The 13,770-nt window shown below is 69.6% G+C and carries 13 protein-coding genes and 1 tRNA gene; 4 read left to right on the top strand and 10 right to left on the bottom strand.

What is annotated here, in order from left to right; translation table 11 throughout:
- Positions 1–36: 36 nt before the first annotated feature.
- Entirely contained in the window at positions 37–1,491 is a 1,455-nt protein-coding gene (locus N7E59_RS10440; RefSeq protein ID WP_261624875.1) for a GMC family oxidoreductase, read from the top strand.
- Positions 1,492–1,535: 44 nt separating this feature from the next.
- Here the strand turns inward: N7E59_RS10440 and N7E59_RS10435 are convergent, their stop codons facing one another.
- The gene (locus N7E59_RS10435) at positions 1,536–1,934 is read right to left on the bottom strand and encodes an SDR family NAD(P)-dependent oxidoreductase (protein WP_390905043.1); all 399 of its coding nucleotides are present in this window, start codon (positions 1,932–1,934) and stop codon (positions 1,536–1,538) included.
- 72 nt (positions 1,935–2,006) lie between these two features.
- Positions 2,007–2,534, bottom strand: coding sequence for a hypothetical protein (locus N7E59_RS10430; protein WP_261624874.1), 528 nt, complete (start codon positions 2,532–2,534; stop codon positions 2,007–2,009).
- Positions 2,535–2,726: 192 nt separating this feature from the next.
- Here N7E59_RS10430 and N7E59_RS10425 point away from each other — a divergent pair, with 192 nt between their 5' ends.
- Positions 2,727–4,232 (top strand): protein adenylyltransferase SelO, encoded by a 1,506-nt coding sequence (locus N7E59_RS10425; protein ID WP_261624898.1) that lies wholly within the window; start codon positions 2,727–2,729, stop codon positions 4,230–4,232.
- Between the two features lie 101 nt (positions 4,233–4,333).
- Here N7E59_RS10425 and N7E59_RS10420 read toward each other — a convergent pair.
- The 5 genes from N7E59_RS10420 to N7E59_RS10400 all read right to left on the bottom strand — a co-directional run bounded on the left by N7E59_RS10420 (position 4,334) and on the right by N7E59_RS10400 (position 8,900).
- Positions 4,334–4,406: transfer RNA gene (locus tag N7E59_RS10420), tRNA-Arg, on the bottom strand.
- Between the two features lie 59 nt (positions 4,407–4,465).
- A complete protein-coding gene (locus tag N7E59_RS10415; RefSeq protein WP_261624873.1) occupies positions 4,466–4,798 on the bottom strand; it encodes an antibiotic biosynthesis monooxygenase family protein in 333 nt (110 codons plus the stop codon).
- Between the two features lie 47 nt (positions 4,799–4,845).
- A complete protein-coding gene (locus N7E59_RS10410) occupies positions 4,846–6,633 on the bottom strand; it encodes a gamma-glutamyltransferase family protein (protein WP_261624872.1) in 1,788 nt (595 codons plus the stop codon).
- A gap of 137 nt (positions 6,634–6,770) precedes the next feature.
- Entirely contained in the window at positions 6,771–7,787 is a 1,017-nt protein-coding gene (locus N7E59_RS10405; RefSeq protein WP_261624871.1) for an Rv2578c family radical SAM protein, read from the bottom strand.
- Between the two features lie 54 nt (positions 7,788–7,841).
- Positions 7,842–8,900, bottom strand: coding sequence for a YeiH family protein (locus N7E59_RS10400; protein WP_261624870.1), 1,059 nt, complete (start codon positions 8,898–8,900; stop codon positions 7,842–7,844).
- Between the two features lie 128 nt (positions 8,901–9,028).
- Here N7E59_RS10400 and N7E59_RS10395 point away from each other — a divergent pair, with 128 nt between their 5' ends.
- Positions 9,029–9,922 (top strand): M23 family metallopeptidase, encoded by an 894-nt coding sequence (locus tag N7E59_RS10395; RefSeq protein WP_261624869.1) that lies wholly within the window; start codon positions 9,029–9,031, stop codon positions 9,920–9,922.
- Here the strand turns inward: N7E59_RS10395 and N7E59_RS10390 are convergent.
- Entirely contained in the window at positions 9,911–11,161 is a 1,251-nt protein-coding gene (locus N7E59_RS10390) for an alpha-hydroxy acid oxidase (protein ID WP_261624868.1), read from the bottom strand. The two genes, N7E59_RS10395 and N7E59_RS10390, sit on opposite strands and share 12 nt — an antisense overlap.
- Positions 11,162–11,284: 123 nt before the next feature.
- On the opposite strand from N7E59_RS10390, the gene N7E59_RS10385 reads away from it, so the two are divergent.
- Entirely contained in the window at positions 11,285–12,103 is an 819-nt protein-coding gene (locus tag N7E59_RS10385) for a FadR/GntR family transcriptional regulator (RefSeq protein WP_261624867.1), read from the top strand.
- A 12-nt stretch (positions 12,104–12,115) separates the two neighbouring features.
- Here N7E59_RS10385 and N7E59_RS10380 read toward each other — a convergent pair whose 3' ends face one another.
- Positions 12,116–12,661 (bottom strand): hypothetical protein, encoded by a 546-nt coding sequence (locus N7E59_RS10380; protein ID WP_261624866.1) that lies wholly within the window; start codon positions 12,659–12,661, stop codon positions 12,116–12,118.
- 50 nt (positions 12,662–12,711) lie between these two features.
- Positions 12,712–13,758: a hypothetical protein gene (locus tag N7E59_RS10375; RefSeq protein ID WP_261624865.1), complete on the bottom strand. Its 1,047-nt coding sequence runs from the start codon at positions 13,756–13,758 to the stop codon at positions 12,712–12,714.
- Between the last annotated feature and the right edge of the window lie 12 nt (positions 13,759–13,770).

Raw genomic sequence — 13,770 nt, 5'->3', positions numbered from 1 at the left:
TCCCCCGAGGGTGGTTCGGCGTGCTGAGGTGCGGCGATGCCCGTTCAGCATAGCGTCGGACGGGCCCGACGAGTTCGTCGGCACGGCGGTCGCCCCCGCGGGCCGCAGAACCTCCCCAGCGGCTGCCGTCCACATTACGATCGGTGTCACACGACGCCGTCGGAGGAGGACGCCGCAGGACGACGGATCCACCTGCCCCGTGGACGTGTGATGGGCGGCTCGCACGCCCTCAACGCCGGGATCTGGGTGCGCGGGGACCGTTGGGACTACGACACCTGGGCCGGCGACTTCGGCTGCGAGGGGTGGTCCTGGGACGACGTGCTGCCCGTCTTCCGGGAGATCGAGACCTTCGACGACGGAGCCTCGGAGACCCGGGGCGGAGACGGGCTCCTCGACGTGGTCGCACACTTCCCGCGGAACCCCCTGATGGAGGACCTCGTCGAAGCCTGCCGCCAGACGCGGATCCCGCTGAATCCGGACTACAACTCCGGGACCGTCGACGGCGTCTCCCGCATGCAGCTGACGATCCGTGACGGGCGCCGCTTCAACACCTGGCGGGCCTACCTGAAACCGGTCGCCGACCACCCGGATCTGACGATCCGCACCGACCTCCAGGTCCGGCGGATCCTGTTCGACGGGCGGCGGGCGGTCGGGGTGCAGGTGAGCGACGCCCATGGGGTGCGCGAGCTGACGGCGGATCGGATCGTGCTCGCCGCCGGCGCGCTGAACTCCCCGGAGCTGCTGCTGCGCTCCGGGGTCGGGCCCGCCGGCGAGCTGCGCGAGGTGGGGGTGGAATCGGTGCACGATCTGCCCGGCGTCGGACGGAACCTGCACGACCACCTGCTCTCCCCGGTCGTGTTCACCACCGACGACGCCCCCGTGCCCGAGGGTGAGGTGACCGTCGCCGAAGTCCACTTCTTCGACCGCTCGGATCCCGGGCTGCCGGTCCCGGACACCCAGCCGATCTTCTTCTCGGTGCCGATGTACGCCCAGGACGCCCGGCCGCCGCAGGAGCCGGTGGCGGAGAACGGGTTCACCCTGCAGGGAGGCCTGGTGCGCCCGCACTCACGGGGTCAGGTGCGGCTCACCGGCCCGGAGCCGTCCGATCCGATCAGCGTCGACCTGGGCGCCCTGCAGGATCGGCGCGACGTCGACGCCCTGGTCGCGTCGGTGCGTCAGTGCCGGCAGATCGGTCGGGCCGAGGCCCTCGCGCCCTGGGGTCCCCGGGAGCTGTACCCGGGACCGCAGGTCTCCGATGCCCAGCTCGAGGACTACGTGCGAGGCTCTGTGGTGACCTACCACCATCAGGTCGGCACCTGTCGGATGGGTCGGGACGAGCATTCCGTCGTGGATCCGACGACGTTCGCCGTCCACGGTGTGGACGACCTCTTCGTGGCGGACGCGTCCATCATGCCGCAGGTGCCCACGGGCAATACCAATGCGCCGTCGGTGATGATCGGCGAACGGGCGGCGACGACGCTCCGTCGCTGAGCGGTGTCGAACCCTTCAGAACACAGGCCTGACACCGGTGACGCCTATGACCGAACCGGAGCCGCAGGACGCTTCCGTGGAGCTGGCCAGAAACACGAAGGCGCCTGCGACCTCGGCCGGCTGTCCGGCGCGACCGCGTTCACTCGGATGCCCTGTGGCCCCAGCTCCTCGACGAAGTTGACCGTGAAGTTGTTCAGCGCCGCCTTGGTGGCGGCGTAGTCGATCAGAGGGACCGAAGGGTCGTAGGACTGGATGGAGCTGACGTTGATGACCAGCACGTCGAGTCCACCCAGCTGACCCGCTGCCTCGTCCACGACTCGTCGGGCCGTCTCCTCATCACGGAGGTCCCCGGGCACCCGGACCGCCGTGCGGCCGGCCTCCTTGACCCAGCGACGAGACTGTTCGGCGTCGTCCTGCTCCTCGTCCATGTGGTCCAGGGCCACGTCCGCGTCTTCCCCCCCCCCGAAGGCGACGGCGACCACACCCATCGCCGCACTCAGCCACGCGATGTCCAGCTAGTTCCGCCAATCGGCCTGGTCGCCGATCACCGATCGCATGAACTCAAAGTCGATCACCACCACACCGCCGACGAGGATGAGCATCACCAGCACGAAGTAGAGTGCGGCCACACAGATCAGCAGGGTCAGCACGGTGGAGAGGTTGTAGAGCAGCACGACGCTGGCGAAGGTCCTGCGACGCAGGGTGTCCCAGAGGATGTTGCTGAAGATCAGCCAGCCGATCATCAGCAGGACGGCGGCGGCACCGATGAACAGCAGGCGGGGGGGTTCAGCGCGCCGGCCCGCAGGCGGCGAGAGGCGCAGCGCCGCGCTGGTCATCGTCTTCCCGATGCGGCGCTTGGTCGACCATGCTCCGAGCAGCGGACACGAGTCCACATCGAGTCCGGCGTCCGGCCGGAGCTGGAGGGTCTGGCGGCGGGTCCCCCCGACGACGGGGACGTCGGAGACCTCACTCGGCGTCTCCTCGAACCGATCCAGTCCACAGGATCCTGAGCGACGCGGTGACACCCCAAGGGGTGGGGGCATCCGCGTCATCATGGTCACTGGACTCAGAAGAGTTCCGGCCCTCGGTCGTGAGGTGTGCGGACATCTTCATCGTGCGCACGAGGTGGCCGATGGCCGGCCCTACACGCCTGAGGGATCGCTGACGTAGACTGGCCCGTCCGAGTCGGCGTCGACTGACGCACGGCGTCACGCGATGGAGGGGGTGTGATCCCCATGAGCGGGTCGTCCCAGCAGACCACCCGGCTGACGAGCCGGTTCGTCGATGATCTCCCGGAGCTGACGGTTCCGTGGCAGGCGGCGGAGCCTCCCGAACCCAGGCTCCTCGTGCTCAACGATTCCCTGGCCGCCGAACTCGGATTCGACCCAGAAATCCTCCGCGGACCCGACGGGAGCGGCTCGGAGGCCGGGCTGGGACTGCTGACCGGGACAGCGCCCCCGACGGGAGCGCAGCCGGTGGCCCAGGCCTACGTCGGACACCAGTTCGGTACGCTCAATCCGCGCCTCGGCGACGGGCGGGCACTGCTGCTCGGAGAGGTGCAGGGACCCGACGGCGAGCCGCACGACATCCACCTCAAGGGGTCCGGACGGACTCCCTTCGCCCGCGGCGGGGACGGCTTCGCCGCGGTCGGTCCGATGCTGCGGGAGTACCTCGTCAGCGAGGCGATGCACGCACTCGGAATCCCCACCACCCGAGCGCTCTCGGTGGTCGCGACCGGAGCCCGGGTGCACCGCGAACGGGTGCTGCCGGGCGCAGTGCTCGCCCGCGTCGCCCGCAGCCATGTGCGGGTGGGCAGCTTCCAGTTCGCACAGCTGTCCGGTGACGAGGCGCTTCTGCGCCGGCTCGCCGACCACGCGATCGATCACCTCCACCCGCAGGCGCGGGAGGACTCCGAACCCCACCTCGGACTGTTCGAGCGCGTCGTCTCCGTCCAGGCGGACTTGGTGGCGCAGTGGATGCTGGTGGGCTTCGTCCACGGTGTGATGAACACCGACAACATGACGATCTCCGGGGAGACCATCGACTACGGACCCTGTGCGTTCATGGACGCCTTCGATCCGTCGACGGTCTACAGCTCGATCGACACCGGCGGTCGGTATGCCTTCGCGAATCAGCCGCTCATCGCCGAATGGAATCTCGCTCGGTTCGCCGAGGCGCTGCTTCCCCTGCTCGGCGAGGACGAGGAGTCTGCAGTGGGCGCAGCCCAGGAGGCGCTCGGGAGGTTCCGCACCCAGTACAGTGCGGCGTGGACTGCAGGCATGCGGCACAAGCTCGGGCTCGGCGAGACGGTGTCTCAGAAGGCCGCGGCCGATGTGATGGACGCGCTCCCCACCATGCTCCAGAAGCATGAGGTCGACTACACGAGCTTCTTCCGCGGCCTGGCCGATGCAGAGGCGCAGCCGAGAGACGCAGCGGCCGGGCCGAATGCCGGAGTGGTCGCCGAGATGCTCACCGACGTCCCCGACTTCGCAGCGTGGCTCGAGTCCTGGCGAGGGCTCGAGCCGGAGACCGAGCTCATGCGGCGGTGCAACCCGATCTACATCCCCCGCAACCATCTCGTCGAGGAGGCTCTCGATGCTGGGGAGGCCGGTGACATGGAACCGTTCACACGACTGCTCGAGGCGGTCACGGATCCGTACACCGAGCGTCCGGGCCTGGAACGGTACGCTCTGCCCGCGCCGGAGAGCTTCGGGCCGTACCGGACGTTCTGCGGAACCTGAGCGCCGGTCCCCCGTTCAGCACGTCTCCCCCGGCGGCATGGGGGCCCGTCACGAGAAAGTGCCGGGACATCGAGTGAACGATGTCCCGGCACTTCACGAAGTACCCCCTGTAGGATTCGAACCTACGACCTTCTGCTCCGGAGGCAGACGCTCTATCCCCTGAGCTAAGGAGGCACGTCAGCCGGTGTCGGCGCTCCACGCGCCGTCCGCCGACCGATCCAGATTACCAGCCGCTAGCCGGTCACCGAAATCTCGTAGCTCCACAGCTCTGCAGACATGCCGACGGGCTTCTGAGGTCCGTCACCGCCGCCCTTCGCCCCTGCGTCCGAGGACTGTCCGTGGGCGCGTGCGAAGTCCTGCGACGACTTCCACGCCTCGAAGTCCTCCTCAGAGGCCCAGCGGGTGACGACCAGCCAGGTGTTCCGGCCGTCGTTCGGCTGGAGCAGCTCGAAGCCTTCGAAGCCCGGCGTCCCGGCCATCGAACTCCGGCGGGCGGCGAACCGCTTCCCCAGCTCGTCTCCCGAATCCTCCGGCACGGTGATCGCGTTGATCTTCACAACAGTCATGGCTTCAGTACATCACTGCCTCGACGACGGCGCATGACCGTGACACCTCATCGACCGGCGGCGTAACCCTGTGCGCCGCGGGGGTTCGCCCCCGCCGACAGATGTCCGGTCGCAGGATCACGGGTCACGCAGGAGAGTCGTCCCAGGGCCCAGTCCCCGGCCCGGGTCACCCGGTGCCCACGGGACTCCAGCTCGGAGATGACCTCATCACCGATCCTGTCCTCGACGACCACCCCCGCCGGATCCCAGGTGCGGGGCCAGAAGGAGCCGACCATATGCGTGGTGTGGAACGTCGGCGCGTCGATGGACTGCTGCGCGCTGTGTCCGCCGAGGAGCAGCCGCAGGAGCATCGGAATCTGCCACTGGTCCTGCTGGTCCCCTCCCGGTGTCCCCAGCGCGATGATCGGCTGCCCGTCGCGCAGCACCATCGTCGGAGACAGGGTCGTCCGAGGCCGGACTCCGGGCCGAAGGGCCGCGGGCGACTCCTCGTCCAACCAGGTCATCTGCAGACGTGTGCCCAGGCAGAATCCGAGCTCCGGGATCGTCGGGGAGGACTGCAGCCATCCGCCGGACGGAGTCGCGGAGACCATGTTCCCCCACCGGTCGACGACGTCGAGGTGGCTGGTGTCACCCCGGCGGGCCCCCGACTTCGCGACGGTGGGCTCCCCCGCCCCAGCTCCGGCGGCGACCTCATCCTCACGGACCAGGGGCGGGCGCCAGACCGTCCCTCCGGGCAGCTCGCTGGGCCGGAACTCCGACGACGCGCGCTCTCCGATGAGCTTCCGACGCTCGGCGACCGCCTCGGCCCCGAGCAGCTCCTCGAGCGGGACCTCCCCGTCGCAGTAGTACACGTCGCGGTCGGCCAGGGCCAGCTTCATGGCTTCGAGGATCCGGTGGATGCCGTCCGCGGTGCCCGGGTCCAGCTCCGCGTCGTCGTAGTGCTCGAGCAGCGTCAGAGTCTGCAGCATGATCGGGCCCTGACCCCAGGCTCCGGTCTTGGCGATGGTGTGACCCCGGAATCGGATCGTCGCGGGGGCCTCCGTGGTCGCGGAGAACTCTGCCACGTCCGCCGCGGTCATGACCCCGGGGTAGTCACCGCCGTCGGCATGACGGTGCGCGTGGGAGAAGAACCGTTCGACGGCCGGCCCGACGATGTCCTCCTTCCAGGCGCGACGAGCGGCGTCGATCCCCGACTCTCGCCCGTCCGCACCGTCGGAGACTGCCGTCAGGCGGCGCATCACGGCCGCGTACGCGGGATTGGTGATGATCGTTCCCGGTGCCGGTGCCGAACCGTCGGCCAGCCAGCGTTCGGCCGAGGTCGGCCAGTGGTCGGTGAACAGCTCGGCGACGTGGGCCACCGCAGCGGAGGCCTGCGGAAGGATCGGATGTCCCTGCTCGGCGACCTCGATCGCATAGCCGAGCACCTCGGTCAGTCGCCAGGTCCCGCGGTCACGCAGGAGCAGCAGCCAGGCGTCGACCGCTCCGGGCACGGCGGCGGCGAGACCTCCGGCGCCTGGGACGTCTTCGAGGCCGAGGGACCTGTAGTGCTCGATCGTGGCACCTGCCGGCGCCGGGCCCTGCCCCATGAGCACGTGAGGCTCGCTCGGGGCCTCCGCAGCGACGAAGAGACCGGTCATGTCTCCGCCGGGTCCGTTGAGGTGCGGCTCCACCAGGTGCAGGACGAATGCCCCGGCGACGGCGGCGTCGAAGGCGTTGCCCCCTCGCTCCAGGACCGATTGGCAGGTCGCCGTCGTCGACCAGTGCGTCGAGGCCGACATTCCGAAGCTGCCCGTCAGACTCGGGCGCGTGGTCTGGTCCGTTGCATGGGAGAACATGTCTCCACCCTGCCACGATGACCCCGGGGAGTCTTCCTCGGCTCTCACCCGTACAGCGGTCCTGAGGTTCTGTGACGACCTGCCGCACATGCTTCAGGGCGATGCGAAGGCTCCGCGGAGTGGTCACGTGCAGTCGGTCAGAACAGGGCAGGCTGCGGGCCGACCTCGGAGACGACGGGCTCCGGCGTCGAGCGACCACGCCACATCGGATCCGCGCCGTCGCCGAAACCGTGCCGCTCGCGGGCGAGCGCCGCGCGTCGGGCCAATGACCTCCGGTAGTCCGAGTGGGCGTAGCTGCCGCCGCGGTAGAGCCGCCGATAGGGCCCCACCAGGTGTGGACGGTGCGCCGCCAGCCAGGCCAGGAACCACTCCCGTGCCCCGGGACGCAGATGCAGAGCACCTGTGGTGACGTCGCGGGCACCAGCCTCGGCCAAGGCCCCGTGGAGGGCGTCGAGGTGCTCCTGCGAGTCGGTCAGCCGCGGCAGGATGGGCATCGCCAGGACCTGACAGTCGAGTCCGGCATCGGCGATCGCGCCGATCAGCCCCAACCTCGCCCGCGGGTCCGGGGTGCCCGGCTCGACGGCCTGTTGGAGCTCGGGGGTCACCATCGCCAAGGACACGGCCACCGAGACCGACACCTGCTGTGCGGCCTCCTTCAGCAGCGGCAGGTCCCGTCGCAGCAGCGGGCCTTTGGTCAGGATCGAGAAGGGAGTGCCGGATTCCGCCAGCGCGGTGATGATCCCGGGCATCAGTCGGTAGCGCCCTTCGGCCCGCATATAGGGGTCCGAGTTCGTCCCCAGCGCCACATGCTCACGGGACCACGACGGCTTGGCCAGTTCGGCGCGCAGCACCTGGACCACATTGGTCTTCACGATGATCTGGGTGTCGAAGTCTCGGCCCGCATCGAGGTCCAAGTACTCATGGGTCTTGCGGGCGAAGCAGTAGACGCACCGGTGGAGGCATCCGCGGGTCGTGTTGATCGTCCAGCGGAACGGCATCGACGACTGCACCGGCACCTTGTTCAGGGCCGTGCGGCAGGCGATCTCGTGGAAGGAGACTCCCTCGAAGTCCGGGGTGGTCACAGTGCGGATCATGCCCCTGAGGGAGAGCAGGGCGGCACCGTCGTCGTCGAGCTTCTGCTGTTCCCACCGCATGAGTCCATTCGAACACAGTTTCGAACGACTGTCGACGCCTCGCGCGCCGGCGGGTCACGCCACCAGGACCAGTACGGCGCCCAGCGCGACGCCGACGGTCACCAGCGTGCCCATCAGTCCCGCCACCAGCGCCGGGCCACCGCGGCGCAGCAGAGCCGGGAGGTCGACGCCGGTCCCCACCGCCGCCATGGCCACGCTCAGCAGCAGGGTTGCGGCGGTCTCGAGGTAGCCCGCGGCCGCGTCGGGCACGCCGACGAACGTCGCGAACAGCACGGCGGCCAGGAATCCGAGGACGAACCCGGGCACGATCGGAGGACGAGACCCCGTGGTCCCCGAGACGGACCCCCCGGCGCTCCGCCGACCCGACCACAGGCTGATTCCGGCCACGGCAGGAGCGAGAAGCACCACACGTGCGAGCTTCACCGTGACTGCGACGCTCATCGCCGTCGCTCCGGCGATGCCGCCGGCGGCGACCACCTGCCCGACCTCGTGGACTCCGGCTCCGATCCACACCCCCGCGGTGTGCTGGTCCAGACCCAGCGGTCCGGCGAGGAACGGCAGGGACAGCATCGCCACCGTGCCCCAGAGCGTCACCACGGCGATCGCGGCCGCGACTCCGGAGTCGAGGTCTCGCCCGCTGCGGTCCTTCCCGTCGCCGCGGTCCAGCGCCGCGGCCGCACCGGCCACCGCAGAGGCTCCGCAGATCGAGGTGCCGGTGGCGAGCATGATGGCATCGGAGCCCCCCAGTCGCAGCATCCGTGCCGCGGCCCAAGTGCCGAAGAAGCTGGCCACCACGGTGATCACGACGACGGTGACTACCTCCCACCCCAGCGCGAGGATGTCGCCGAGGACCAGCTGGAGGCCGAACAGCACGATGCCGAGACGCAGCAGGGTCTTGGCCGAGAGCTTCAGCCCGACCTCGGCCCACCACGGCACCCAGCCGAACGAACGCACGGCGATACCGATCACGATGGCCAGCAGGATCCCCGAGACGCCCGGGATGTACCGGTCGGCCAGAACGTAGGACCCCACCCCGATGACGAACGCGAGCACGATTCCGGGCATGGATCGACGCCGCTCCCGCCGAAAGGCCTTCAGGTCGAATCCGCGCACCGCGCCAGTCTAGAGGCGAGCCGTGCCGAGATTCCTCCGAGGCACGGGCCTCACGGTAGCCTCAGGGGCGCGGCGCGCGCCCGAAACACACTCCCGGCGCACCGCACGCCGAGCCGAGGGAACCGAGGATGCGCCGGATCATCGCAGGACTGCGCCCCCTGTGGGGGCTGCTGCTCGTAGTGGGTCTGGCCGTCGTCGTCGGCGACCTCGCGGGCCTGCTCACGGTCCCGGACTCGATCTGGTGGGTGCCCTCCGTCATCGGAGCCGTCGGACTCTCAGCAGTCGGTCTGGTCACCGCACCGCGGGCGAAGCCCCATGACCTGCAGCTGATGAGCTGCCCCGTCCGCGGCGAGTGGACCTCGGTCAACACCCCGGGCCAACGGCTTCCCAGCCACGGCACCCGCGCGCTGGGTCAGTGGTGCGCGGTGGACGTGCTCCGCCCCTCGACCGACGCCACGCCCCCTCTGGTCCGGTGGGGCCTGCGCGGTTCGGCGCCGACCGACTACGAGAGCTTCGGCGAACCGATCCACGCCATGGCCACGGGCACCGTCGTGCGGTGCCGCTCGGGCGCCGGCGATCATCGGGCGCGCAATACGTGGCCGACGCGTCTGATGATGCTGACCGTCGAGGCGGTCCTGCGCAGCCTCTTCGGCCCGTCGGCGCTGCTCGGCAACCACATCATCGTCGACCACGGCGACGGCACCGTGGCGGCCTACGCCCACCTGCGGCGGGGGTCGGCGACGGTCGAGGTCGGCGACCGCATCCGAGTCGGCGAGGTCCTCGGCCGCATCGGCAACAGCGGCAGCAGCTCCGAGCCCCACCTCCACGTCCAGCTGATGGACAGCTCGCGCCTGCGGGTCGCCGCCGGCATGAAGCTCGCCTGGCACGACGTGATCCTGACCGGCGAGCTCGACGCCCGCCTGGCCGAGGCCGTGTCCGAGCCCGAGAAGTCCGCGATCAAGGACATGCCGCCGATGGGTGAGGTGTTCACCACCCCATGGATGGGAGAGTCACCGAGCTGAGACCCGCGACTCCATCGGCACCAGCGAACGCAGCTGGGTGACGTGGCGAGGCTCGAGCTCCTCCACCGAGTGGACCTGCAGCAGCTTCATGGTGCGCTCGACCTCGCCGGAGAGGATCTCGATCATCCGATCCACACCGCGACGTCCGCCGGCCATGAGGCCGTAGAGGTAGGCCCGCCCGACGAGGGTGAACTTCGCACCGAGCGCGAGCGAGGCGACGATGTCGGCGCCGTGCATGATCCCGGTGTCCACCATGACCTCGACCTCGTCGCCGACTTCTCGGACCACGTCGGGCAGCAGGTGGAACGGCACGGGCGCCGAGTCGAGCTGACGTCCCCCGTGGTTCGACAGCAGGATCGAGTCGACGCCGAGGTCGGCGAGCTTCCTGGCGTCGGCGAGGGTCTGGACCCCCTTGATGACGATCTTCCCGGGCCACAGCTCGCGGATCTCCTGCAGATCCTCGTAGTCGATCGAGGGGTCCATCGCACTGTTCAGCAACTCCCCGACCGTTCCGCCGGTCGAGGTCAGCGAGGCGAACTCCAGCGGCGGTGTGGTCAGGAAGTCGAACCACCACCAGGGGCGCGGGATCGCGTTCAGCACGGTCTTCGCGGTCAGCTGCGGCGGGATGGAGAAGCCGTTGCGCTTGTCGCGCATCCGATTGCCGGCGATGGGGGTGTCCACGGTGAACAGCAGGGTGTCATATCCGGCCTGCGCCGCACGCTCCACGAGGCTGTAGGAGATGGAGCGGTCACGCATCACATAGAGCTGGAACCACAGCCGTCCGTTCGGCGCGGCCTCGCGGACCGCCTCGATGGAGGTGGTGCCCAGCGTCGAGAGGCTGAAGGGGATCCCGGCCTCGGCCGCGGCGCCGGCGCCGGCCACCTCTCCCTCAGTCTGCATGAGTCGGGTGAACCCGGTGGGCGCGATGCCGAAGGGCAGGGCCGAGCTCTGCCCCAGCACCTGCGTGGTCATGTCCAGAGAGGAGACGTCGGCGAGGACACCGGGGTGGAACTCCACGTCTTCGAAGGCCTGACGGGCCCGGGTCAGAGAGATCTCCCGGTCGGCGGAGCCGTCGGTGTAGTCGAACGCCGCCGCCGGGGTCCGACGCTTCGCGATGCGACGCAGGTCATGGATCGACTGCGCCCCGGCGAGCCGGTTCCCGGTGAAGTCCAGGCTCGGCCGCTTGAACTGCATGAGCTCGAAGATCTCGTTCGGATTCGGGACCTGCCGCTTCACCATGCTCGACGCTCCTTAGACGACTGTATGGTCTGACCAATGAGAGCTTAGAGTCAGATGTGACGCAGGTCAATGCGTGGGGAGCCCCGGCTCCGTCGTCGTCGCCGCCGGTGGTAGAAATGTGCCATGCCCGACCGCTCTGACACGGATCCACCCGGCACCGATCCATCCGGCACTGACCCCTCGTCCTCGGCGCGCACCGCTGATCTGCCCTGGGCTCCGGTCCCGAAGGCCCGGGCGCACGAACTGGTGATCGAAGCCATCGAGGAGCAGGTGATGGCCGGGCGGCTCAAGGTCGGCGACACCCTGCCGCCCGAAAGGGAGCTCGCGGCGATGCTCAGGGTCAGCCGCGCCGGGGTCCGCGAGGCCATCCGAGTCCTGGAGAGCCACGGCGCCCTGGAGTCCCGAGTCGGCGCCGGCACCTCCTCCGGAACGGTGATCACGGCGATGCCGGGCACTGCGCTGACCCGCCTGCTGCGGCTGCACGTCGGGCTGGCCAACTTCCCCCTCGGCGACGTCGTCGAACTGCGCATCGCCCTGGAGCGCGCCTCCGCGGGCCTGGCCGCACACAACGCCGACGACGGCGACCTGGACCGGATGCGTGAGACGCTCTCCCGGATGGAGTCCGCAGAGGCCGACCGCGAGATCTTCAACGACGCCGACACCGACTTCCACGTGGCGATCGCCGAGGCCGCCGGGAACCGCCTCGTGGCCGACCTGACCACGGCCATCCGGAACTCCCTGCGCGCCCAGATCCTGCACGCATTCCACCGACGCGAGTCCTGGGAGGACCTGCGCGGGCGCCTGCTGGACCAGCACCGGGAGATCTTCGCCGCGGTGGAGGCCGGGGATGCGGATCGGGCCGCCGCCCTCATCGAGCAGCACATCCGCTTCGCCGTGTCGGAGCTTCCGCATATGGGGAGGCCTGAGAGCGGACCCGAGTGAGGAGTCGTCGACTCAGAGGCGTCCGAGGACGCCCTTCCAGTGGGCCTTCCAGCCGTCGATGACCTCAGGGCCGTGGAGCTTCTCATGGGTGACGGTCAGCAGCGTCCGCCCCTCACCCTTCCCTTCGGCGCTCAGTGAGACCTTCGAACCGTCGTCGAGCTTGGCGCGCCAGTACAGCCGCTTCTCCGTGTCCGAGGTCCAGGGTTCACCGGCCACCGCGACCCCCTGATGGTCGGGGGCCTGCTCCATGAGTCGGATCCACGCGCCGCGGGCCTCCTCGGGACCCTCGGCCACGGTGCGGGAGACCGACGTCTTGAACGTGCCGTCGGAACCCTGGCCCGGGACCCGCAGTCCGCGCTCCTGCTCGTATCCGATGGCCACCCCCTGGGCCCACCACCCGGGATTCCTCAGGTCCTCGGGCATGTGCTCCAGGGCGAGCTCGGCGATGGCGGCGTGTCCCATCCGAGCCGCTCCGGCCTCGTCGAGCAGGCTCAGCCACTGCGCCCACGGGCGAGCCGTCGCCCTCTCGACGGCCCCGGTGTTCTGTGCGCTGACCATAGTTCCCTCCGTCCGCCCGATCGGGCTCGACCCGCTCTGCGTCCGCAGCGTCACTGATAGGAGACGAACCAGGGCTTGGGTTCGACCTCGTAGGTCTCCTGAGGCGTGAACGTCGGACTGTCCTGACGATGGAAATTCTTCCACGCCATCCAGATCCCGTCCGGCAGATCCCGCTGCAGACGCTCCCAGGTCTCCATCTTCGACTCCGGAGTTCCGTGTCCGTCCGCGTGCAGGGTGATCGCCAGCTCGTCGTGGGAGGCGTCGACGTCCTGCCGGTCGCGGATCATGGCGTCGGTGAACTGGTGCAGCACCAGCATCTTCTGGGGCAGCTCGTGCTCCGCGACGAGTGCGGCGAGCCAGTCCGAGACCTCGTTGATCTCCGCCGCGTCCACGGACCCGATCTGCGTCCCGTGGACCTGACCCGGCCCGATCCGCCACTCCGGATCGAGCGCGAGCCCGACGTGCGGCTCGCGCAGAAGGTCTTCGTAGGCCTTGGCCTGGGAGAGGAAGTCGGTGCGTCCGGGCTGCAGGTCCAGGACGACGTAGACCTCCGCCTCAGCGGCGGCGTCGACCCAGGGGCGCAGCGTCTCCGGGTCGATCTCGCTGGTGTAGTTCCCATCGGGACCCGGAGCTTCGGTGGCCACGGTGGTGATGATCTCGAAGGCCGGCTGCACCGGCTCCTCGCTGTGCTCCCGGTAGTCCGCGACCTTCTCCTCGATCCGGTCGACGGCCTCATCGACGTCCTGCTCGCCGAGCGCCCCCAGCGCCGGGACGTCCGGAGTGCCGTAGAGGGCGACGAATCGCCTGTCGGGGAAGAGCGTATCTCCGCCGCCGGGCAGCTCGGCGGGTTCGGCGTCGGTCGAGTCAACGCCGTCGTCGACGGCGTCGTCGGGCGACTCCGCCTCAGCCTCCGCCTCCGTCTGCGTCTGCGTCTCGGTCTGAGTCTCGGTCGTTCCCTCGCCCTCTCCGCACGCGCTCAGCATCAGCGAACCGACGACTGTGACGGCGAGCAGCCTCGCGCCCGGCATGCCGAGGCGTCGGCCGTCGGGTCGACGGAGGCCGGGGAACCTGGGGAGTCGCGGGTCGCGGAGATCCATATGCCCGTGACC

Source organism: Nesterenkonia marinintestina, assembly GCF_025420485.1.
GTDB classification, from domain to species: domain Bacteria; phylum Actinomycetota; class Actinomycetes; order Actinomycetales; family Micrococcaceae; genus Nesterenkonia; species Nesterenkonia marinintestina.
The sequence above is the reverse complement of the archived record's forward strand: the minus strand, read 5'-3'. Positions and strand labels throughout refer to the sequence as shown.